This is a genomic window from Nocardia vermiculata NBRC 100427 (genome assembly GCF_001613265.1).
Lineage (GTDB): Bacteria > Actinomycetota > Actinomycetes > Mycobacteriales > Mycobacteriaceae > Nocardia > Nocardia vermiculata.
The window spans coordinates 92,313-114,460 of record NZ_BDCA01000019.1 but is presented as its reverse complement, the minus strand read 5'-3'; the positions used below and the strand labels follow the sequence as shown (position 1 = coordinate 114,460).

Here is a 22,148-nt window from a genome sequence, read left to right as displayed (position 1 = left end):
GCGAGTCGGCCGGGCGGTTCAGTCGTCGTCCCGCATTGCCGACAGCACGGCGCCACTGGTCGCGTCCACGGTGACCTCGAACTCGGCGCCCCGGGCATCGCGCAGGTCGACCTCCCAGACCTGGGTTCCCTTTTCGTCGTCGAGTTCGGCCGAGAGCACCGTGGCGTCCGGAATCTCGTGGCGCGCCGCCTCGACGGCCCGGTTACGGTCGATCGCGGGGCCGGCGGGAGCTCGTTCGGCCAGCGGGCGGACGGCGGCGACCGGCTCGTAGGCCGCGTGCTGCCGGCCATTGTCCGACCAGCCGGCCACCGCCAGGCTGCCGGTGCCGACCGTCGCGACGGCCGCGGCGCCGATCAGCAGCCAGCGAATCCCGCGGTAGATCCTGCTCGAGATCGATCCCATGATGGTTCCTCCTGTACCCGTGGATATTTCGGCAACGGGACCACCATGGCAGCGGCTACCTGAAGGCTCGCTGAAGCAACCTGAAATTCCCTTCAGGAAGAATCTGCGAAGCTGATCCCCATGCGCCTACTGATCGTGGAGGACGAGAAGCGGTTGGCCGACACCCTTGCGAAAGGGCTGGCCGCGGAAGGCTTCGCGACCGACGTCGCGCACGACGGCGTCGACGGCCTGCACATGGCCCGCACCAACGGTTACGACCTGATCATTCTCGACATCATGCTGCCGGGGATCAACGGCTACCGGATCTGCGCCACGCTGCGCGCAGAAGACGATCGGACACCGGTGCTGATGCTGACCGCCAAGGACGGCGAGTACGACGAAGCCGAGGGACTCGACACCGGTGCGGACGACTACCTGTGCAAACCGTTCTCGTACGTGGTTCTGCTGGCCCGCATCCGGGCCCTGCTGCGCCGCAACACCCGTGGCGGCGCGCCGATGGTCCGGGTCGGTGATCTGACGCTCGATCCGGCGACACACATCTGCCGCCGCGGCGACCAGCCGGTGAGCCTCACGGCGAAGGAATTCGCGGTCCTCGAGCATCTGGCGTTGCGTGCCGAACAGATCGTGCCGAAGGCCCAGATCCTCGACCATGTCTGGGATTTCGCCTACGACGGGGACCCCAATATCGTCGAGGTGTACATCAGCGCACTACGCCGCAAGATCGACGCCCCGTTCGGCCGCCGCAGCATCCTGACCGTGCGTGGCGCCGGATACCGGCTGGTGGCTGCCCGTGGCTGAGCCACCGGACGACACTCCCGCCCGCCGGCTGCGCTGGTGGAGTTCCGTGCGGGCGCGCACCACGACATGCGCCACCGTGGTCGTGGCGGTGGCACTGGTCGCCGCCGGGGCGGCGGTGCTGACAGTGTTGCGGCACAACCTCGTCGACAGCGCCGGCCTGCAGGCCGAGACGAATGCTCGGGCGATCGCCGACCGCATCGCCACCGGTGCCGATCTCGCCCAGCTGAACCTCCCGGACGCGGACCAGCAACCGGTACAGGTCATTTCACGCGACGGTGTGGTGCTGGCCGCCGCCGACGACCTACCACCGGGGCCGATCCTGGGCACCGGCCGGGACGTGACATCCGCAGAGCAATCCGGGGACCCGGTGAACCTCGCCGGCTCGGACGAGAAGTCCGACCGCGACGACACGGACAGCAACAGTTCGGACGACGAGCGCTCCGACGACGACACCGACGACGAGGAGGCGGCGGCGGACGACAAGGATGACGACGAGGATGATGACGACGACACGGACGACGACGATTCGGCAGCGTCACACGGCCTCTCCGACAGCGAACGCCGGGCGGGCGGCACCCGCGACACCTCGCCCACCTCGGCGGGCCCGGCGCTGACGAACCTGCCGGACACCGCGACCACCTCGGACAGCCCCGGCCCACACGATGATCCGGGCACAGTGAGCAGCGACGTCGCCCTCCACGACGGGCGACTCCCGGTGGCCGATGCCGATACCGGCGGCCACGACTACCGCATCGCCGCCGTGTCCGTCACCACACCCGGCGGCCGCCCACTGACGGTGTACTCCGCGACCTCACTCGGTATCGCCGACCGTGCCGTCTCCGGCGTACGCACCGCCATGCTGCTCGGGCTCGGCCCCTTGCTCGCGGTCGTCGCCGCGGTCACCTGGCTCGTAACCCGCCGTGCACTGCGACCGGTCGAGGCGATCCGCACCGAACTGGCCGAAATCGTCGACGGCGACCTGTCCCGCCGGGTCCCCGAACCTGCCGCCCGCGACGAGATCGCGCGACTCGCACGGACCACCAACGTCACACTGTCCGCGCTGGAAAACTCCGCACAACGACAGCGCCGCTTCATCGCCGACGCCGCACACGAACTACGAAGCCCCATCGCCAGTCTGCGCACCCAACTCGAAGTTGCCCGCGCCCATCCTCAGCTACTCGACCTCGACGGTGTCGTCGACGACACCGTCCGGTTGCAGCAACTCGCCACCGACCTGCTGCTCCTCGCACGCCTCGACTCCGGCGAACAACCCCGCCGTGACGAGATCGACCTGACCACCCTGGTCCGGGAAGAACTCTCCCGCCGAGCCGGCGACCGGCACCGCACCCTACTGGAGCTCCCCGACGAATCGCTCATGGTGCAAGGCAGCCGCATTCAGCTCGCCCGAGTACTGGGCAACCTGGTCGACAACGCGCAACGCCACGCCACCGCACTCGTCCGCGTACATCTCGAACGCCGCGACGGCCGGGTCGTGCTCGAGGTCGGCGACGACGGCCCCGGCGTCGCCGCAGCCGACCGCGACCGGATATTCCAACGATTCGTGCGCCTGGACGACGCCCGCAGCCGCGACGACGGCGGCGCCGGTTTGGGCCTGGCCATCGTCGCCGACGTCGTGGCCGGACACGGCGGCACCATCGAGGTGCGCGACGCCGAGGACGGTGGCGCCCTCTTCCGTGTCGAATTGCCGCCGCTTCGCTCCGGCGGGGTTTCGGCCGAGCCGCACTAGCCCTGGTTCACGCCGTTTCCGCTGGTCCAGGTCAGGGCCAGGTACATGCGGGCTCGTTCGCGGGGGGAGTCGAGGGTGTCACCGAAGACGTCGTGCAATCTGTCCATGCGGTAGCGCACGGTTTGGGGGTGGATGTGCAGTTCGTCGGCCATGGCGTGGCGGTCACCCATATTCCACAGCCAGCTCTTGAGGGTCTCCACCAGCCGATCTCGCTTGCCGTCGGTCAGTTCCTGCAGCGGCCGCAACACTTGGGCGCGCAGCGACTCCAGCAGCCACTCGTCCCGGTTGGCGATGATGGTGTCGATCTCGTCGGCCACCATCACCGGTGTCCCCGTCAACACACCCGCCTTGCGTAATCGCAGGGCTATCCGCGCGACCCGCATACCGGCGGGCAGCAGATCCAGGCTCAGGGAGTCGCCGATCACTGCCGAACAGTCCCGCAACGCGGCCACCAGCCGGATACTGCGCCCGGCCAGGCCCGGGTTGGGAACGATCGCGCCGACCGCGTCGTCGCGGCGGATGGGCAGGCACTGACTGCCGAAATGCTCCACCACGCCACAGGAACGCGCATCGGCCGGGTCCACGAGCACGACCGCGACCTCGGCGGGCAATTGCCAACCGGCCCGGTCGGCTGCCAAGCGGATCGCGATCGTGTCCGATCTGCCCGAAAGCAGCATTTCCGACAATTCCTCACGGTGCCGCTCGCGCGCTGCACTGGAGGCGGATTGTTCCAGTACATAGCCGTGCGCGGAGGCTGCAGAGAATTCGTCGACGAATGCGAAGACGGCTTCGGCCAGGATCGCCAGCACTTCGGGTCCCAGATCCAGTTTGAGCGCGGTTTCGGCCACGTGATGCCACGCTGCCCGGGCCCCCACCTGGTACGCACCCAGGAGGTCCGACAGATCCGCACCGTCCTGCAACTGCTGGCGGCCGACCTGTTCGAAAACCAGCTGGGTGGGTGCGGTAACGGCCTCACCTGCGCCGTCATCGGTTCGGGGGCCGTGTTCGGCGAGATCCAGCATCCGATGGACGAACAGCACGCCGACCTCGGCCACTTCGGGACGATGCTCGTCGAGATAGCGCGCGTAGTCGGGCCATTCGGCCGCCAGGAGATCACGAACCTCGTCGAGGAGGTCCGGCATCCTAGCGTCGAGTTCCTCCGAAAGCTGCTCCAACGCCTCCGGTGTTATCGGAATTTCATGATGGGAATCGCTCATTCGAGTCCTCTCCGACTCGATTATCGTCCGGATACAAAAAACGTCGAGCGAAATCACTTGAACCGTTGAAGATTTGAACCCTGTGTTGCGGTCACCATCGAACCATGGACGCAGCGACCGCCCCGGCCCGCCGGCTGCGGGCCCGTGAAAAGGAAGAAAACTTTCCCGTCGCGCTGCGGTGGTTGCCGCGGGAACCACGCCGACACCTGCACGCGGTCTACGCCGCCACCAGACTAATCGACGAGACCGGTGACGCGGCACCCGGAGACCGGGTGTCGCAGCTCCTGGCGCTACGCGCCCAGGTCACGGCCTTGTGGCAGGGCCACACACCGGACGATCCGGTCCTGCAGATGCTCGCTTCGACCGTCACTGCCTGCACGCTGCCGCAGGAGGCGTTCCAGGAGCTGATCGAGGCCAACCTGGTAGACCAGCGGGTCCACCGCTACGCATCCTTCGACGATCTGCTCGGCTACTGCCGCTTGTCCGCGAATCCGGTGGGCCGGCTGGTCCTCGCGGTATTCGACCAGTCCACTCCGGACACCGTCGCCCTGTCCGACCGGGTCTGCTCGGCGCTCCAGGTGCTCGAACACTGCCAGGACATCGCCGAGGACTACGCCGCGGGCCGCATCTACCTTCCGCAACACGACCTCGCCGCCGCCGGGATCGCCGAGGCGAGCGTGGCCACCGGTGGGCCGGGCGATCCGGCCTGCCGTGCACTGGTGCTCACCCAGGTGGAGCGGTGTGAGTCGCTCCTCGGCGAGGGCGCGCCGCTGGTGGCGCGGTTGACCGGATGGGCACGCATCGCCGTCGCGGGATATATCGCGGGCGGTTACGCGACCGTGCGCGCGCTGCGCGCCGCCGAAGGCGATGTGTGGAGTGCACCGGTGCGGCCCCGGCATGTCGACACGGTGGCCGCGATGGTCACCCTGCTCGGCAAGGCGACGGTGGTGACGCCGTGAGCATCGCTGTCGGCCCCACGGTGGCCCAGGCCTATACCGCGTGTGAGCAGATCACCCGCACCGAGGCCAAGAATTTCTACTACGGCATCCGGCTGCTGCCCCCGGAGAAGCGATCGGCGCTGTGTGCCCTGTACGCCCTGGCCCGGCGGATCGACGACATCGGCGACGAGGACGGTGCGCCGGCCGCGAAAACCGAGGCGCTGCGGCTGCTCCGCAAGGATCTGGACCGGATCGGCGGCGGCGCCGACACCGATGATCCGGTGCTGTTCGCCGTCGCCGACTCGGCGCGCCGCTTTCCGGTGCCGATGGGTGCGTTCGGCGAACTGATCGACGGCGTACAAGCCGATGTCGACGGCGTTGGTTACGGCGACTTCGACGAACTCACCCACTACTGCCGCTGCGTGGCCGGCGCGGTAGGGCGGCTGTGCTTGTCGATCTTCGGCTCGACCGACGAACCCAGTGCACCGCTGTATGCCGATCAGCTGGGGATCGCGCTGCAACAGACCAATATCCTGCGCGATATCCGCGAGGATCTGCTCAACGGCCGCATCTACCTGCCCCAGGCCGACCTCAGCCGATTCGGCGTGCGACTGGAACTCGACGCCGGTGGCGCACTCGACGATCCCAACGGTGGCCTGGCCGCACTCATCCGTACCGCCACCGAACGCGCCGAGAACTGGTACTGCCTGGGCATGCGGCTCCTACCGCACCTCGACGGGCGCAGCGCCGCCTGCTGTGCGGCGATGGCGGGCATCTACCGGCGGCTCAACAACCGGATTCACGCCAATCCGGTGGCGGTGTACGACCGGCGGTTGTCGCTGAGCGGACGCGAGAAGACCCGGGTCGCCTCCGGCGCACTGCTGCAGTATTCGATGACGGCGCTCGGGCGGTCGCGATGACCGTGCGAGTGGCCGTAGTGGGTGGTGGTCTCGCGGGGATCACCGCGGCGCTGCGCTGCGCGGATGCCGGGCATTCGGTGCAGCTCTTCGAATCCCGGCCGTGGCTGGGCGGTCTGACCTCCTCGTTCACCCGTGGCGGGCTATGGGTCGACAACGGCCAGCACGTATTCCTCCGATGCTGTGAGCACTATCTGGCCCTGCTGCGTCGCCTGGGTATGCGTGACGCGGTACACCTGCAGCCCCGGCTCGATATCGCGGTGTCGGGCGGCGGGCGGACCGGTCGGCTGAGTCGATCACCGCTGCCCGCACCTCTGCATCTGGGCTGGTCGCTGCTGCGCTACCCGTGGCTGTCCCCCGCGGCGCGGATGCGATTCACCTGGGCCGCACTAGCACTGCGCGCCGTCGACACCACCGATCCGCGCACCGACACCACGAGCTTCGGCGCATGGCTGCGCGCCCACGGGCAGCACCGCGATGCCATCGACTCCCTGTGGGATCTGGTCGGGATCGCCACCCTCAACGCCCGCGCCGACGACGTCTCGCTGGCGCTGGCGGCGACGGTGTTCCAGATCGGGTTGCTCACCGATTCGGACGCAGCCGATATCGGATGGTCCCGGATTCCGCTGCGGCAGTTGCACGGTGATGCGGGGCTCGTGGCCTTGTCCGACGCGGGTGTGCGTGTCTCGATGCGGACGAAGGTCACCGGGATCCGGCCGTGCGGGACGGCCTGGACGGTCGGCACCGCACCGGGCGACGTCGCTGCCGATGCGGTGATCTGCGCCGTTCCACACACCGCGGCGCAGGCACTGCTCCCCGCTGCCGCGGTCGACCTGCCACCGAACTGGGCTGCGGCCCTGGGTAGTTCGCCGATCGTCAATATTCATGTGGTCTACGACCGGCGGGTGCTGCACGAGCCGATGCGGGCGGGAGTCGGCACCGAGGTGCAGTGGATCTTCGACCGCACGGCCGCCGCGGGGCTGACCTCCGGGCAGCAGCCGGCGGGGCACACCGCATCCCCCGCCGACGCACTCCATACCGCTCCCCCGGCCCCGATGCCGGCGGGCGCCCAGTATGTCGCAGTGTCGGTGTCGGCCGCCGACGCCTTCGTGGACACCCCCACCGCCGAGCTGCGGCAGCGCTTCTTGCCCGCCGTCGAACAGATGCTGCCGGCGGCCCGCGACGCACGGGTACTCGACTTCTTCGTCACGCGAGAACGGCACGCGACCTTCCGTCCCGCCCCCGGTTCCGCGCGGTTGCGGCCTCCCGCGCACACGACAATGCCCGGCCTCGCGCTGGCCGGAGCCTGGACCTCGACCGGCTGGCCGGCGACGATGGAAGGTGCCGTTCGCAGCGGTGAAAACGCTGCGGCAGAGATCATTTCGCAGTTCTCGGAAGAAGGTTCCCGTACCGGCGCATCCGATCGCGCCGAGATACCCGACCCACGCTCGCGGATATCGGAGGTGATCAGATGACGGTAACTGCCCTGTCCACTGTCGACGCCGACGGACAGGCCGTTCGCGCGGCGCTGTTCGACGCTGTCGGACGACTCGACGGTGCCATCCGGCCGGTGGTCGCCTATCACCTCGGCTGGTGCGACGAACACGGCCGCCCGGTGGCCGGCGACTGCGGAAAGTCGGTGCGATCACGGCTGACGATGCTGGCCGCCCATGCCGCCGGCGGCGACGACCGGTGTGCGGTGCCGGGTGCGGTCGCGGTCGAACTCGTACACAACTTCTCGCTGGTCCACGACGACCTGATGGATCGTGACGCCACCCGCCGCCACCGCCCCACGGTCTGGGCAGTCTGGGGCGATGCGGTAGCCGTGCTGGCCGGCGACGCGATGCTGTCACTGGCCCACGAAGTGCTCCTCGATTCGGGTTCACCGCGGGCCGTGGACGCCGCCCGCCTGATCGGCCGGGCCACCCAGGACCTGATCCGCGGCCAGGCCGCCGACGTCGACTTCGAACATCGCGACGATGTGACGCTGGCCGAATGTCTCGAGATGGCCGGCGGTAAGACCGCAGCACTGCTGGCGGCGAGCGCGGCGATCGGCGCGGTACTGGCCGACGCACCCGCTGCGACGGTCGCCGCGCTGCGGTCCTACGGCGACGATATCGGGATCGCATTCCAGTTGGTCGACGATCTGCTCGGGATCTGGGGCGAGCCTGCGACCACGGGTAAGCCGGTGTTCTCGGATCTGCGCTCGCGCAAGAAGTCGTTGCCGGTGACCTGGAGTCTGGAATCCGGCCGTCCTGCCGGGCGTGCGCTGGCGCAGTGGTTCGCGCAGTCGAACGAGCCCACCGAGAACGAGTTGCGCGCGGCCGCCGGCCTGGTCGACACCGCAGGTGGCCGCCGCTGGGCCCGGTCGGAGGCACGACGGCGGGTGCGGGCCGCGCAGCAAGCGCTCGACTCGGTGCCCATCACCCCCGAATACCGCCGGGAGCTCAGCGGTCTGGCGGATTTCATCGTGGAACGGAGTGCATAGGTATGACAGTCACCCACACCGGCGCGGCGAGCCGGCGGGCAGCCGTCGAACACGCGACCGCGCGCACGGCGGCCGTCCCTTCCCTCGGATCGAGCGATCCCGCCGCGGTACGCGCGGCCACCGCGGCGGCGGTCGATCTACTGCGCACTTCCCAGCACGAACAGGGCTGGTGGAAGGGCGAATTGGCGACGAACGTGACGATGGACGCCGAAGACCTGCTGCTGCGGGAATTCCTCGGCATCTCCACACCGGAGGTGACCGTCCCCGCCGCCCGCTGGATCCGTTCGCAGCAACGTGCCGACGGCACCTGGGCGACCTTCCACGACGGCCCGGGCGACCTGTCGACCACTGCCGAGGCCTGGGTCGCGTTGCGACTGGCCGGCGACGATCCGACGGCACCCCATATGCGCGCCGCGGCCCGGTTCGTCCGTGCCGAAGGTGGTATCGAGGCGAGCCGCGTGTTCACCCGGATCTGGCTGGCCCTGTTCGGTCTGTGGTCCTGGGACGATCTGCCGAATCTGCCACCCGAACTGGTGCTGTTCCCGTCCTGGTTCCCGCTCAACATCTACGACTGGGGCTGCTGGGCGCGCCAGACCGTCGTGCCGCTGACCGTCGTTGCGACACTACGGCCCTGCCGCCCACTACCGTTCGGCATCGACGAGTTGCGTACCGGCGCGCCCGCCGCGCGCCGGGCGCCGCTCACCAGCCTGGCGGGAGTGTTCCAGCGGGTGGACACGGTGCTGCACACCTACGCCCGGCTGCCGCTCAATCCGGTGCGGGACCTGGCGATGCGGCAGGCGGGGGAATGGATTCTGGCCCGGCAGGAGGCCGATGGCGGCTGGGGCGGAATTCAGCCGCCGTGGGTGTATTCGCTACTGGCACTGCATCTTCTGGGCTATCCGCTCGATCATCCCGCGCTACGGGCCGGTATCGAGGGCCTGGACGGGTTCGTGGTACGCGAGCAGACACCCGACGGGGAGGTCCGCCGGCTCGAGGCCTGCCAATCCCCGGTGTGGGATACCGCGCTTGCGACCGCCGCGCTGCTGGATGCGGGTGTGGCACCGGGTGATTCGGCCGTACTGCGCGCCACCGATTGGCTGCTCGGTGAGCAGATCACCGCCGGCGGCGACTGGCAGGTGCGCCGGCCCGGGCTCGAACCCGGCGGGTGGGCCTTCGAATTCGCCAACGACGTCTATCCCGACACCGACGACACCGCGGAGATCGTCATCGCGCTCAATCAGGTCGCGCACCCGGACCGGCAGCGCCTCGATGCCGCGATCGATCGTGCCGCGCGCTGGACGGTGGGCATGCAGTCCGCCGACGGCGGCTGGGGCGCATTCGACGCCGACAACACCTCGGTACTTCCCACGAAGCTGCCGTTCTGCGACTTCGGCGCCGTCACCGATCCGCCCTCGGCAGATGTGACCGCCCACGTGGTGGAGATGCTGGCGGCGCTGGGACGCAGCGGCGACCGCGAATGCCGGCGCGGTGTGCGCTGGCTGATCGATCACCAGGAGACCGACGGCTCGTGGTTCGGCCGCTGGGGCGCCAACCATATCTACGGTACCGGCGCGGCGGTTCCCGCTCTCGTCGCTGCGGGCACCGCCCCTCGGTCCCGGCCGATCCGCCGGGCGGTGCGCTGGCTGGAGGAGCATCAGAACGCCGACGGCGGCTGGGGTGAGGATCTGCGGTCCTACCGCGATGCGGCCTGGGTCGGCCGCGGCGACTCGACTCCGTCGCAGACCGCGTGGGCACTGCTGGCCCTGCTGGCAGCCGAGGAGGACTCCCCCGCCGTCGAGCGGGGAATCGCCTGGCTGGTCGGGACTCAGCGCGCCGACGGGGGCTGGGACGAGGACCTTTTCACCGGCACCGGCTTCCCGGGTGATTTCTACATCAACTACCACCTGTATCGGCTGGTGTTCCCGGTCTGGGCACTGGGCCGGTACCTGCGCAGGCATCCGGAGGCGAGTGCGCCCGAGGGCGTCGCCGCCGTGGACGGGAGCCGAGGCCCATGACCCGATCCGGAGTCGTCTGCACGCCGCTGCGTTCGGAATGGGCGGCGCTGTACGGCGCCGTCTCGGCGCCGGTGATACGCACCGCGCGCGGCCCGCGGCATCGCTACTCCGGCGCCGGCGCGGGGCCTGTCGCGGTGGCGGGAGTAGCCGGTGCGCTCACCGCCAGGCTACGGCCGGGCGATCTGGTCGTAGCGGATGAGCTGCGCAGCAGTACTTCCGAATTCCCCAGCTCCGCAGCCGTTCTGCTACACGGTGAACTACTCCGGCTCGGGCTGCCCGCACATCTGGGCCCGGTGTTCTCCGCCGACCGTGTCGTCACCGGCCGCGCACGAACCGAGCTGGCGGATTCCGGGGCCCTCGCGGTCGATACCGAATCGGCCTTCCTCGCCGCCGACGCACCCGGGGGACAGGCCGTGGCGCTGCGCGCGATCGTCGACACGCCGGACGCGCCGCTGGTGCATCCGGGCACCGCATGGCGCGGGGTACGCGCTTTGCGGTCGCTGCGCGCGGCCGGTCCGGCGCTGGACCGCTGGGCGGCGGCCACCGGCGAACGAGAGGTGGTGCTGGCCGGCCCGCGATCGTTCTGCGCCGGCGTCGAACGCGCCATCGAAATCGTCGAACGGACGTTGCGCCGGTTCGGCGCGCCGGTCTACGTGCGTCGACAGATCGTGCACAACAGCCATGTGGTCGACGAATTGTCCGAGCACGGCGCGGTGTTCGTCGACGAGCTGGATCAGGTCCCCGAAGGGGGCGTGGTGGTACTCGCCGCCCACGGGGTGGCACCCGCGGTCCGACGGCAGGCCGAGGCGCGCGCACTGCGAGTGGTCGACGGCACCTGTCCCCTGGTGTCGAAGGTGCACGCGGAGGTACGCACCTTCGCGGCAGCCGGCAACACCGTGTTCCTGATCGGACACTCCGAGCACGAAGAGGTCGTCGGCACTCGAGGGGAGGCACCGGCAGAGGTGATCGTCGTGGCCGATCCCGACGAGGCCGCCCGGGTCCACCCGCCCGACCCCGACCGGGTCGCCTACGTCATGCAGACCACGCTCGCGACCGCGGAGGCCGAGGCCACCGCAGCCGTACTGCGGCAACGGTTCCCGGAGCTGCACGCGCCGCGCAAGGACGACATCTGTTACGCCACCACCAATCGCCAGCACGCCGTGCGGGAAGTCGCGCGGCAGACCGATCTCGTGCTCGTGCTGGGTTCGCGCAATTCCTCCAATTCGCTGCGGCTGGCCGAGGTCGCCGCGGCGGAGGGAGTGCGTGCGCACCTCGTGGAAGACGCCGGTGAGGTCGAACTCGGCTGGCTGGCCGGTACCCGCCGCATCGGTGTGACCGCCGGCGCCTCGGCGCCACCCCATCTGGTGGACGACCTGGTGCGGGCCCTGTCCGGGCTCGGCACCGTCCAGGTTCGCCGCACCACCGTGACCGAAGAAAATGTTCGATTCAACCTGCCTCGGGAGGTGAGCTGAATGGCCATGCCATTCCGTCAATCCGTGCGTCTGGGAGCCTATCTGGCGAAACAGAAGGTCCTTCGCCGCGAGAAGTACCCCATTCTCGTGGAATTGGAGCCACTGTTCGCGTGCAACCTCGCGTGCGCGGGCTGCGGCAAGATCCAGCATCCCCATACGCTGCTCAAACAGCGCATGCCCGTCGAGCAGGCGGTCGGCGCGATCGAGGAGTGCGGCGCGCCGATGGTGTCGATCGCCGGCGGTGAACCGTTGATGCATCCGCAGATCGACGAGATCGTACAGCAGTTGCTGGACCGCAACAAGATCGTCTTCCTGTGCACCAACGCCGTGCTGCTGCCCAAACATATGCACAAGTTCACCCCGCACCGCAACTTCGCGTGGATGGTGCATCTGGACGGGCTGCGCGAACGACACGACGCCTCGGTCTGCAAGGACGGCGTGTTCGATCAGGCGGTGGACGCGATCCGCCAGGCCAAGGCCGCCGGATTCCGGGTGATGACGAATACCACCTTCTTCGATGTGGATTCGCCGCAGGACGTGATCGACGTACTGGACTATCTCAACGACGAACTCGAGATCGACCATATGCAGATCGCCCCCGGCTACGCGTACGAGAAGGCGCCCGATCAGGAGCACTGGCTCGGGGTGAAACAAACCCACGAACTGTTCACGAAGGCGTTCGCCGACGGACGCCGCAAGAAGTGGCGACTCAACCATTCCCCGCTGTACCTGGATTTCCTCGAGGGCAAGGTCGACTTCGGCTGCACCGCGTGGGCCATCCCGTCGTATTCGCTCAAGGGCTGGCAGCGCCCGTGCTACCTGCTCGACGACGGCTACGCCGCCAGCTACCGGGAGCTGATCGACGACACCGACTGGGGTGCCTTCGGGCGCGGCAACGACGAACGCTGCTCGAACTGCATGGCGCACTGCGGATACGAGCCCACCGCGGTGGTCGCGACGCTGGGCTCGTTGAAGGAAACGATCCGAGCCGCAGTCGACTGACCGACATCCCAGGTTCCCGCCCCGGAAGGTGAGTACCCCACCCATGACACTGTCGACGCGCGGGTCCGACCCGCTCACCCGCCTCACCGGTCCCGACGCCCTGGCCACCCTGGCCGAGGCAGAACTGCCCGAATTGGCGCGGCGAATACGTGAACGCCTCGTCGAGACGGTGACCGGTGTCGGCGGGCATCTGGGAGCCTGCCTGGGGACGGTGGAACTGACCATCGCCTTGCATCGGGTGTTCCGCTCCCCCACCGATGCCCTGGTCTTCGACACCGGGCATCAGAGTTACACGCACAAATTGCTCACCGGGCGAGCGGATTCCTTCGACAGTCTGCGCCGCGCGGGCGGTATGGCCGGCTATCCCAGCCGCGCCGAATCCGCGCACGACTGGGTGGAGAATTCCCATGCCTCGGTGAGTCTGGCCTGGGCGGACGGCATCGCCAAGGGCTTCGAACTACGCGGTGAGCACGACCGCCGAGTGGTCGCGGTGATCGGTGACGGTGCGCTCACCGGCGGAGTGGCTTGGGAAGGGATGAACAACATCGGCGCCGCCCGGCGGCCGGTCGTGGTGGTGCTCAACGACAACGGCCGATCCTACGATCCGACCGCCGGCGCCCTGGCCGACCACCTGCGCGCGCTGCGCGAAGGCGCGCCCGGTGCCGGGAATCTGTTCGACGCCATGGGTTTCGACTATGTCGGACCGGTCGACGGGCACGACATCGGGGCGCTGTGCACCGCCCTGCACACTGCCGCCGCAGCGGGTCGCCCGGTCGTGGTGCACGCGATCACCTGCAAGGGACGGGGATTCGCTCCCGCGGAGGCCGACGAAGCCGACCGCATGCACTCCTGCGGTGTCATCGATCCGGAGACCGGGGCGCCACGAAAGCCGCCCACCGTCAGCTGGACCGATCTGGTGGAAACCGAACTGGCCGCTATCGCCGACGACCAACCCGAGGTGGTCGCGCTGACCGCGGCGATGCGGTTACCCACCGGGCTCGGAGAGTTCTCCCGACGAGCACCCGATCGGGTCTTCGACTCGGGTATCGCCGAACAACACCTACTCGCCTCCGCGGCCGGGCTGGCGGCCGCGGGCATGCACCCGGTGGTTGCGGTGTACTCGACCTTCCTCAACCGGGCCATCGATCAGGTACTGCTCGATGTCGCGCTGCACGAACTGCCGGTGACACTGGTATTGGACCGGGCCGGGGTCACCGGACCCGATGGTCCCAGTCACCACGGCATGTGGGATCTGGCCCTGCTCACCTGTGTTCCGGGCATGCGTATCGCCTGTCCGCGGGACCCGAACCGGGTGCGTGAACTGTTACGGGAAGCCGTTGCCACCCCGGGCCCGACGGCCATGCGGTATCCGAAAGCCTCTGTGGGAGAGGATGTTCCGAACATCGCGCGGATGGACGGCATGGACATCCTGCACCGTGGCCCGCACAGCCCGCTCGACGTGCTGCTGGTAGCCGTCGGGCCGATGGCCACGCCGTGTCTGCAGGCGGCGCGGATACTGTCCGACAACGGGTTCGGAGCCACCGTGGTGGATCCACGCTGGGTGTGGCCGATCAATCCGGGCCTGGTCTCCATCGCCGCGCGCCACCGGCTCACCGTCTGCGTGGAGGACGGTATCGCCGGCAACGGTATCGGCGCGCACCTCACTCGGACGGTCGCAAGCGACGGCGCGGCCACGCAGGTACGCGCACTCGGACTGCCGACCGAATTCATCGCCCACGCCCCCCGCGACCGGATACTCGCCGACTGCGGACTCACCGGCGAGGGCATCGCCGCGGCCTGCCTGGAATGGCTGCCCGCAACCGAGAGGATCCGATGACCGCCGTCTTCTTGTCCGAGCCCGCCGCGCCGGCGCTGCGTCCGCGCCGGCACAGCCGGCGCATCGATGTCGGATCGGTGCCGGTGGGTGGCGGAGCACCCATCTCCGTCCAGTCGATGACCACCACCGTGACCGCCGACGTCGAGGCGACGCTGCGGCAGATCGCGGAATTGACCGCCGCGGGCTGCGACATCGTGCGCATCGCGGTGCCGTCCCAGGACGACTGCGACGTACTGCCGACGATCGCCCGGCGTTCGGCCATCCCGGTGATCGCCGATATCCACTTCAATCCGCGCTACGTCTTCGCCGCCATCGACGCCGGATGTGCGGGCGTCCGGGTGAACCCGGGCAATATCCGCAAGTTCGACGACAAGGTGCGCGAGATCGCCACCGCGGCCGGTGCCGCGGGCGTACCGATCCGCATCGGGGTCAACGCGGGCTCACTCGATCAGCGCGTCCTGGACCGCTACGGCGGCCGTGCCACCGCGCCGGCGCTGGTGGAATCCGCGCTCTGGGAAGCCGGATTGTTCGAGGAACACGGTTTCCGGGATCTGAAGATCTCGGTGAAGCACAACGACCCCCTGGTGATGATCCAGGCCTACCGCCTGCTCGCGCAGCGCTGCGACTATCCGCTGCATCTGGGCGTCACCGAGGCCGGCCCACCGCTGCAGGGCACCGCGAAGTCGGCGAGCGCGTTCGGCATCCTCCTGTCGGAGGGGATCGGCGACACGATCCGGGTGTCGCTGTCGGGGCCACCGGCCGAGGAGGTCAAGGTCGGTCACCACATTCTGGCCGGACTCGGTCTGCGGCCACGCACCCTCGATATCGTGTCCTGCCCCACCTGCGGTCGCTGCCAGGTCGACGTCTTCGATCTGACCAAGAGAGTGGAGGAGGCGTTCCGCGATTTCCCCGCCCCGTTGCGGGTCGCGGTGATGGGATGCATCGTCAACGGTCCCGGCGAGTCCCGCGAGGCCGATATCGGTGTGTCCGCGGGCAATCACAAGGGCCAGATCTTCGTACGCGGCGAGGTGGTGCGCACCGTCCCGGAATCGATGATCGTCGAGGCGCTGATCGAGGAAGCGCTCACCCTGGTCGAGGAGCACCAAGAATAATCCAGACAAAGCGCGCATACCTCCTCACCTGCGGTGATAATCACGCCACAAGGATGGACCGGCGTTGAAGGTATGCCTTACCTTTGGACGGTGAACTGGGCCGAGGCTGTACCCAACCTGCTGATCTGCCTGCGAGAGGGCCTGGAAGCCGGACTCGTCGTCACGATCCTGCTGGCCGCGGTACGCAAGACCTCGACGCCCGAACGCCCGGTTGCCACCACTCCGGTATGGCTCGGTGTGCTCGGCGCCGTATCGGTCGCCGCGGCCTTCGCCGCTGTCCTCACCTACTCCACGAATGTGCTGTCGAATTCCGGTCAGGAGATCGTCGGCGGCGTATTGAGTGTGACCGCGGTCGGCCTGGTGACCGCGATGGTGTTCTGGATGCGGCGTACCGCCGCATCCCTCTCGGGCCAGTTGCGCGGCGAGGTCGCCCGGGCCACCGCGATCGGCGCGGGCGCACTGGCAGTCACCGCCTTCCTCGCCGTGGGCCGCGAGGGACTGGAATCGACGCTGTTCGTCTGGACCGCCGTCAAGGCATCCGGCACCACCCTCGCACCGCTGATCGGTGCCGCACTCGGATTCGCCGCCGCCGTCGTCCTGTGCTGGTTGCTGTATCGGCAATCGGTGAAACTCAACCTCGGTGTGTTCTTCAATCGCACCGCACTGGCGCTGATCGTCATCGCCGCGGGCGTGCTGGCCTACGGTCTCGGCGACCTGCAGGATGCCGGAATCCTGCCCGGCCGGCACTGGGTCGCCTTCGACCTGTCGGCACATATCGACCCGAACTCGTGGTGGGTCTCGATCATCACCGGCGTCACCGAGCTCACGCCGCGGATGACCGTACTGCAGGTCGTGGCCTGGGTGGCCTATCTGGCCGTGGTGATCCCGCTGTTCGTCCGTGCCGGACGCACCGCCACGACCACGTCCTCGGCGGCATCCGCGCAGCCGCCGAAACCGGGGCCTGCACAACCGGCAGCGGCTGCCGAACCGGCCGGCCCACCGGCGACGCCCGACGAATCTCCCCGTACCTCCGCGCAACCTGCGCCGGCCGGGTCCGCATCCGCAGACCGGTGGGAGCGCATCGTGGGGCCGCGCCCGGCGCTGGTGGGTGCCGTGCTGGTGCTCGTACCTGCCCTCGCGGCCGGTGCCGCGATCGCACTGCTCCCCTCCCCCGGCTCCGATTCCATCCAGGCCGTGACCGTCTCCGACACCTCGTGTGCGGCGGAATGGACGTCCGCCACCGCCGGCACCCGCACCTTCCAGGTACAGAACAAGACCTCCGTGGCCGGTGAGATCAACCTGGTGAATTCCGGCGGCGCGGTGGTCGGCGAGATCGAGACGATCGGCCCGGGCACCACCGCCGACCTCACCGCAACCCTCAGTGACGGCAACTACACCATGCAATGCCTGATGTCGGGCAAGCCGGTGACCTCGTCGGCGGCGGTAGCGGTGAGCGGCCGGGTGGGTGATGCCCCGCCACCGGTCCACCGCGTCACCGCGGACGATCTGCGTGGCCCGAACGACGCCTACCAGGCCTATGCCGCCGGCACCCTGACCCGGCTGGCCGCCACGCTCGACGCCATCGGCGCAGATCTGCGGCGCGGGGACATCGCCGCAGCCCGGGTGGATTGGCTCACCGCACAGCAGATGTGGGAACGAGTCGGTGCCTCCTACAACAGTTTCGGTGCGGCCGGCACCGCGGTGTCGGGTCTCCCGGACGGCCTGCCCGGAGGTGTCGCCGATCCGGACTTCACCGGCCTGCACCGCCTCGAATACGGCCTGTGGCACGGGCAGCGACCCGAGCAACTGCTGCCGGTCCTCGACCGCCTCGGTGCCGATATCGGGCATCTCCGCGAGAATCTGGGTAGCGAGGACCTCGCCGGTGATCCGGTGAATCTGCCGTTGCGCGCCCACGAAATTCTCGAAGATGCCCAACGCGACCATATTTCGGGTATCGACGATCACGGCGGCGGTGCTGCCTACCCGATGACGCTCGCCGATATCGACGTCACCCGCACCGTCCTCGCCGAACTCGGGCCGTTGCTCGACGAGCGGGCTCCGGACCTGCGTGCCGGCCTGCGAACCCGTCTGGACGAGCTCCAGGCAGCACTGCTCGCCACCCGGGACCACGGTCACTGGCGGGCCCCCGAGGCCACGCCACCAGCCCTGCACCAAGCCGTGAACGCACGTCTGGGAGCCGCGCTCGAAGAGCTCGCCCGGGTGCCACGGCTGCTCGAAGTCCCGATCTCCCACTGATCGCCGAACCAGTAAAGGCTCCACGATGAACGTCAGCCGTCGCAGCTTCTTCTCCGGTGCCGCCGCCGGTGCCGCGGGAACCGCGCTGACCGCCGGTCTCCTCGCCGAAGGCGCCCACCAGGATGCCGAGGCGGCAGTAGCGGGCCGGCCCGTCGCCTCGGCCCGCTATCCGTTCCACGGTGTGCACCAGTCGGGCATTCTCACTCCCGGGCCGGACGCCAAGCAGAATGCCGCCTGCTTCGCGGCCTTCGATGTCACCGCCCGGAGCCGGGACGAGCTCGCCGAGGCGATGCGCGCCCTCACCGAACGCGCCAGATTCCTCACCGCCGGTGGCACCCCGGACGACCTCGGACTCGGCGAACCTCCGGCCGACAGCGCCGTTCTCGGCCCCGAGGTGATCGCCGACGGACTCACCGTCACGACCGCGGTCGGCGCCGGTCTGTTCGACGACCGCTTCGGGCTGCGCGCCGCCGCACCCGCACGCCTCCAGCCCATGCGAACCTTCCCGAACGACACCCCGGACCCGGCGTGGATGCACGGCGACCTGCTGATTCAGCTGTGCGCCCATCATCCCGACACCGTCCACCACGCGCTGCGCGACCTCACCCGGCACACCCGCGGCGCGCTGCAGCTGCGCTGGAAGATCGACGGCTACAACTCCCCGCCGCGTCCCTCCGGGACCGCCCGCAATCTGCTCGGCTTCAAGGACGGCACCGCCAACCCGACCGGCGCCGAGGCCGAATCACTGATCTGGATCCCCGCGGGCGCGGACGAACCGGCATGGACCCGAGGTGGCACCTATCAGGTGGTGCGGCTGATCCGGATGCTGGTGGAATTCTGGGACCGGGTGTCGATCAACGAGCAGGAGAACATGTTCGGCCGTCGCCGTGACTCCGGCGCACCGCTCGACGGCAATCAGGAATTCGACACCCCCGACTACGCGGCCGACCCCGAAGGCTCGGTCGTTCCGCTCGATTCCCATATCCGGCTGGCCAATCCGCGCACCCCGGACACCGCACGACAGCAACTGGTGCGCCGCTCCTACAACTACGACCTCGGCGTCGAACGCAACGGCAATATGGCAGCCGGTCATATCTTCAGCTGCTACCAGCAGGATGTGAGCCGCCAGTTCGAGGCGATCCAGACCCGGCTGATCGACGAACCGCTCACCGATTACGTCCAGCCGTTCGGCGGTGGATACTTCTTCGCGCTGCCCGGCGTCCGCGACGAGCAGGACTGGTATGCACGGACGCTGCTGAGCTGAGCGGCGCGCCGGATCACGGCGACGAGCCGTGCCGCCGGCGTTTATGCCTCGGCAGCCAATTGCCCGCAGGCCGCGGCGATCTCCTGCCCGCGGGTATCGCGGACCGTGCACGGCACGCCCTGCGCCTCCACCCGGCGGACGAACTCTCGCTCCACCGGTTTCGGCGAGGCGTCCCACTGGGAGCCCGGGGTGGGATTGAGCGGGATCAGATTCACGTGCACCCGGGAACCCAGCGCCTTGTGCAGCTTCGAGCCCAGCATGTCCGCCCGCCACGGCTGATCGTTGATATCGCGGATCAACGCGTACTCGATCGATACCCGGCGGCCGGTGGTGTCCGCGTAATACCGTGCCGCATCGAGCACTTCGGCCACCGACCAGCGATTGTTCACCGGCACCAACGTGTCACGCAGCTCGTCGTCGGGGGTGTGCAGCGAAACCGCCAGCGTCACCGACAAACCCTCGTCGGCCAGCTTGCGGATCGCCGGGGCCAGACCGACGGTCGACACCACCACATTGCGTTGTGAGATGCCCAGGCCGTCGGGAGCCGGCGAGGTGATCCGCCGGACAGCCGCCACCACCCGCTTGTAGTTGGCCAGCGGCTCACCCATACCCATGAACACGATGTTCGACAGGCGGCCGGCTCCCCCGGCCACCTCACCGTCGCGCAGGGCCGCGGCAGCCGCGCGCACCTGGTCGACGATTTCCGCGGTGGACAGGTTCCGGTTCAGACCGCCCTGCCCCGTCGCGCAGAACGGGCAGGCCATACCGCAGCCGGCCTGGCTGGAAATACACAACGTGTTGCGATCGGAGTAGCGCATCAGCACGCTCTCCAACAGCGTGCCGTCCCCCGCCCGCCACAGGGTCTTCCGAGTGGTGCCGTCGTCGCACACCACGTGCCGGACCTCGCTGAGCAGCGACGGAAACAGCGCCTGGGCGATCTTGTCCCGCATCGGCTCCGGCAGATCGGTCATCCGGCGCGGATCCGCCTGCAATCGCCCGTAGTACTGGCGGGCGATCTGATCGGCGCGGAACTTCGGCAGGCCGAGTTCCTGCACCACCTGCCGCCGCTGCTCCGCATCGAGATCGGCGAGATGACGCGGCGGCATACCGCGGCGCGGAGCATCGAAAACGAGCGGCAGGGAGGTAGTCATAGCCCTACCAGTGTCGCATCCATGCACGTGGGAACGCCCGGTGGGTGGTGAAGGTCATCGCCGGAGGGCGCGAAGGCCGATCACGACCCGCAGCACCAGGAGCACGCCGGCCGCGATGAGGGTGGCGAAGACCAGGGCGGCGACATCCGGTGCCCACAGACCGAGCTGGTAGAGCTCGACCCCCGAGCGGGTCGGCAGGATGCGCCCGAATCCGTACAGCACGCCTCCGAGAACGAGCACCCATCCGGCGAGGACGGCGCCGGTGCGCACCCTGCTCGGTGTAGCCGGTCTTCGGCCGATGAGGAGCCGGACTCCGTGGACGATGAGTCCGAGCAGTATCACAACCATGGCGAGCATGGCACCGAGCACAACGGGATAGGTGTACGTCGAGGGACTCTCGGGCGGTTGACGGCCGAGCGACAGTTCCGCCAGACCGAATCCGATATTCAGCAGCTTCGGTTCGTGCAACGGCCCGTAGCTGTTCGCGAGCAGGACGACGGCGTGCTCCGGAAGCAGAATTATCTGCGCCCAGAAGCCCGGGACAGCGCCGCCGTGCCAGACCATCGGAGTATCGGTGCCGGGTATCGCCCAGCGTCGCCAGCCGAGTCCATAACTCCGGTCCGGTCCGGTGGGGACATCTCCTGCGACCATGGCGGCGCGTTGCGCCGGCCCGACGACCTCGACGCCGCCGCCGAGGTTCATTCGAGCGAAGGCGGCGAGGTCCGCGACCGACCCACCGAGATATCCGTACCCCACGCCGGCGGGATCGAAAGGGGTGGCCATCGGCACCGGCCGACCGAAGACGTACCGGTGACCATGCGGCACGGTTGCCCTCGCCTGCTCGGCGGTAGTGACAGCGTCGCGCATATCCAACGGGCCGAGCACCCGGTCGCGCAGGACCTCGGGGAACGGCCGGCCGGTCACCGCCTCCACCACGGCAGCCAGCAGCAGATAGTTCGTGCTGGAATAGCGGTAGGTGACGCCGGGTGCGCCGACCAGCGACTCCCGCTCCAGTTCGGGCACTACATCTGCCGGGCGCCGGTGCGGGGCGGTGCGATCGGTGTGGCGAGTGCTGGTGGGCAGGCCGCTGGTGTGATCGAGCAGTTGACGCACCGTGATCATTGCGGACCGCTCGACATCGCGGGTCCGGAACGACGGCAAGTATGTGGTCAGCGGCGCATCGAGCCGCAGTTCTCCGGCCGAGACCATCGCCATCACCAGCGTCGCCGTCACCGGCTTGGCCACCGAGCCCCACAGGAAGGGGGTCTCGCTACTCACCGCGCCTCCGTCCCCGTCGGAGCCGAAGGTTCCGGAGTGGCGGATGCCGTCGCGGTCCACGATCGCGTACGCGGCCCCGGGACTTCCCGCATTGCTCATTCTGTCGCGGACGAACGTGTCCATCGTGTCGTACAGGCGCGGTGTGTTGCCGTGTTCGTCGGCCGCCGCGGGTCCCGCCGTGGTGATGATCAGTAGCGCCACGGCAGCAAGCCAGGCCACACAGCGTACCAATATGGTCATATTGGAAAGGTAAC

17 protein-coding genes are annotated in these 22,148 nt (G+C 68.8%); 13 read left to right on the top strand and 4 right to left on the bottom strand.

What is annotated here, in order from left to right; translation table 11 throughout:
• Nucleotides 1-18: 18 nt before the first annotated feature.
• On the bottom strand, nt 19-402 hold the full coding sequence (locus NV2_RS20095) for a PepSY domain-containing protein (RefSeq protein ID WP_067876558.1): 384 nt from the start codon (nt 400-402) through the stop codon (nt 19-21).
• 120 nt (nt 403-522) lie between these two features.
• Here NV2_RS20095 and NV2_RS20090 point away from each other — a divergent pair, with 120 nt between their 5' ends.
• Together NV2_RS20090 and NV2_RS20085 are read left to right on the top strand one after the other, a co-directional pair.
• Nucleotides 523-1,200 carry a response regulator transcription factor gene (locus NV2_RS20090; protein ID WP_067876555.1) on the top strand — a complete coding sequence of 226 codons (678 nt, stop codon included), beginning with the start codon at nt 523-525 and terminating at the stop codon, nt 1,198-1,200.
• The gene (locus tag NV2_RS20085) at nt 1,193-2,947 is read left to right on the top strand and encodes a sensor histidine kinase (protein WP_245662689.1); all 1,755 of its coding nucleotides are present in this window, start codon (nt 1,193-1,195) and stop codon (nt 2,945-2,947) included. Before NV2_RS20090 ends, NV2_RS20085 begins: the two co-directional genes overlap by 8 nt.
• Here the strand turns inward: NV2_RS20085 and NV2_RS20080 are convergent.
• Nucleotides 2,944-4,164, bottom strand: a complete 1,221-nt coding sequence (locus tag NV2_RS20080) for a PucR family transcriptional regulator (protein ID WP_084475132.1) — start codon at nt 4,162-4,164, stop codon at nt 2,944-2,946. The two genes, NV2_RS20085 and NV2_RS20080, sit on opposite strands and share 4 nt — an antisense overlap.
• Before the next feature lie 104 nt (nt 4,165-4,268).
• Between NV2_RS20080 and hpnC the strand changes: the two genes are divergently transcribed.
• From hpnC to efeB, 11 genes are all read left to right on the top strand, one after another.
• Entirely contained in the window at nt 4,269-5,123 is an 855-nt protein-coding gene (hpnC, locus tag NV2_RS31960) for a squalene synthase HpnC (protein ID WP_067876549.1), read from the top strand.
• Between the two features lie 2 nt (nt 5,124-5,125).
• Nucleotides 5,126-6,022, top strand: a complete 897-nt coding sequence (hpnD, locus tag NV2_RS20070; RefSeq protein ID WP_218019009.1) for a presqualene diphosphate synthase HpnD — start codon at nt 5,126-5,128, stop codon at nt 6,020-6,022.
• Nucleotides 6,019-7,494, top strand: a complete 1,476-nt coding sequence (gene hpnE, locus NV2_RS20065; protein ID WP_067876543.1) for a hydroxysqualene dehydroxylase HpnE — start codon at nt 6,019-6,021, stop codon at nt 7,492-7,494. The genes hpnD and hpnE overlap by 4 nt, the downstream gene beginning before the upstream one ends.
• On the top strand, nt 7,491-8,507 hold the full coding sequence (locus NV2_RS20060; RefSeq protein ID WP_067876540.1) for a polyprenyl synthetase family protein: 1,017 nt from the start codon (nt 7,491-7,493) through the stop codon (nt 8,505-8,507). Before hpnE ends, NV2_RS20060 begins: the two co-directional genes overlap by 4 nt.
• A 2-nt stretch (nt 8,508-8,509) precedes the next feature.
• Complete coding sequence (gene shc / locus NV2_RS20055; RefSeq protein WP_084475128.1) at nt 8,510-10,522, top strand: squalene--hopene cyclase; 2,013 nt, start codon at nt 8,510-8,512, stop codon at nt 10,520-10,522.
• Nucleotides 10,519-11,994 (top strand): 4-hydroxy-3-methylbut-2-enyl diphosphate reductase, encoded by a 1,476-nt coding sequence (gene ispH / locus NV2_RS20050; protein ID WP_067876539.1) that lies wholly within the window; start codon nt 10,519-10,521, stop codon nt 11,992-11,994. Before shc ends, ispH begins: the two co-directional genes overlap by 4 nt.
• Nucleotides 11,995-12,996 carry an adenosyl-hopene transferase HpnH gene (gene hpnH, locus NV2_RS20045; protein ID WP_067876536.1) on the top strand — a complete coding sequence of 334 codons (1,002 nt, stop codon included), beginning with the start codon at nt 11,995-11,997 and terminating at the stop codon, nt 12,994-12,996.
• A gap of 43 nt (nt 12,997-13,039) precedes the next feature.
• Nucleotides 13,040-14,833 (top strand): 1-deoxy-D-xylulose-5-phosphate synthase, encoded by a 1,794-nt coding sequence (locus tag NV2_RS20040; RefSeq protein ID WP_067876533.1) that lies wholly within the window; start codon nt 13,040-13,042, stop codon nt 14,831-14,833.
• Nucleotides 14,830-15,945 carry a flavodoxin-dependent (E)-4-hydroxy-3-methylbut-2-enyl-diphosphate synthase gene (ispG, locus tag NV2_RS20035; protein ID WP_067876687.1) on the top strand — a complete coding sequence of 372 codons (1,116 nt, stop codon included), beginning with the start codon at nt 14,830-14,832 and terminating at the stop codon, nt 15,943-15,945. Before NV2_RS20040 ends, ispG begins: the two co-directional genes overlap by 4 nt.
• A gap of 90 nt (nt 15,946-16,035) precedes the next feature.
• A complete protein-coding gene (efeU, locus tag NV2_RS20030) occupies nt 16,036-18,201 on the top strand; it encodes an iron uptake transporter permease EfeU (RefSeq protein ID WP_084475126.1) in 2,166 nt (721 codons plus the stop codon).
• A 25-nt stretch (nt 18,202-18,226) separates the two neighbouring features.
• Nucleotides 18,227-19,465: an iron uptake transporter deferrochelatase/peroxidase subunit gene (gene efeB, locus NV2_RS20025; protein WP_067876528.1), complete on the top strand. Its 1,239-nt coding sequence runs from the start codon at nt 18,227-18,229 to the stop codon at nt 19,463-19,465.
• 41 nt (nt 19,466-19,506) lie between these two features.
• Here the strand turns inward: efeB and rlmN are convergent, their stop codons facing one another.
• Nucleotides 19,507-20,616, bottom strand: a complete 1,110-nt coding sequence (gene rlmN / locus NV2_RS20020) for a dual-specificity RNA methyltransferase RlmN (RefSeq protein ID WP_067876525.1) — start codon at nt 20,614-20,616, stop codon at nt 19,507-19,509.
• Nucleotides 20,617-20,670: 54 nt separating this feature from the next.
• The gene (locus tag NV2_RS20015; protein ID WP_084475124.1) at nt 20,671-22,134 is read right to left on the bottom strand and encodes a serine hydrolase domain-containing protein; all 1,464 of its coding nucleotides are present in this window, start codon (nt 22,132-22,134) and stop codon (nt 20,671-20,673) included.
• Nucleotides 22,135-22,148: the final 14 nt, after the last annotated feature.

What these genes read in the sequence shown, in the direction of transcription:
- NV2_RS20095 (WP_067876558.1), bottom strand. Translation starts at nt 402, where the DNA reads ATGGGATCGATCTCGAGCAGGATCTACCGCGGGATTCGCTGGCTGCTG.
- NV2_RS20090 (WP_067876555.1), top strand. Translation starts at nt 523, where the DNA reads ATGCGCCTACTGATCGTGGAGGACGAGAAGCGGTTGGCCGACACCCTT.
- NV2_RS20080 (WP_084475132.1), bottom strand. Translation starts at nt 4,164, where the DNA reads ATGAGCGATTCCCATCATGAAATTCCGATAACACCGGAGGCGTTGGAG.
- hpnC (WP_067876549.1), top strand. Translation starts at nt 4,269, where the DNA reads ATGGACGCAGCGACCGCCCCGGCCCGCCGGCTGCGGGCCCGTGAAAAG.
- hpnE (WP_067876543.1), top strand. Translation starts at nt 6,019, where the DNA reads ATGACCGTGCGAGTGGCCGTAGTGGGTGGTGGTCTCGCGGGGATCACC.
- NV2_RS20060 (WP_067876540.1), top strand. Translation starts at nt 7,491, where the DNA reads ATGACGGTAACTGCCCTGTCCACTGTCGACGCCGACGGACAGGCCGTT.
- shc (WP_084475128.1), top strand. Translation starts at nt 8,510, where the DNA reads ATGACAGTCACCCACACCGGCGCGGCGAGCCGGCGGGCAGCCGTCGAA.
- ispH (WP_067876539.1), top strand. Translation starts at nt 10,519, where the DNA reads ATGACCCGATCCGGAGTCGTCTGCACGCCGCTGCGTTCGGAATGGGCG.
- hpnH (WP_067876536.1), top strand. Translation starts at nt 11,995, where the DNA reads ATGGCCATGCCATTCCGTCAATCCGTGCGTCTGGGAGCCTATCTGGCG.
- NV2_RS20040 (WP_067876533.1), top strand. Translation starts at nt 13,040, where the DNA reads ATGACACTGTCGACGCGCGGGTCCGACCCGCTCACCCGCCTCACCGGT.
- ispG (WP_067876687.1), top strand. Translation starts at nt 14,830, where the DNA reads ATGACCGCCGTCTTCTTGTCCGAGCCCGCCGCGCCGGCGCTGCGTCCG.
- efeB (WP_067876528.1), top strand. Translation starts at nt 18,227, where the DNA reads ATGAACGTCAGCCGTCGCAGCTTCTTCTCCGGTGCCGCCGCCGGTGCC.
- rlmN (WP_067876525.1), bottom strand. Translation starts at nt 20,616, where the DNA reads ATGACTACCTCCCTGCCGCTCGTTTTCGATGCTCCGCGCCGCGGTATG.
- NV2_RS20015 (WP_084475124.1), bottom strand. Translation starts at nt 22,134, where the DNA reads ATGACCATATTGGTACGCTGTGTGGCCTGGCTTGCTGCCGTGGCGCTA.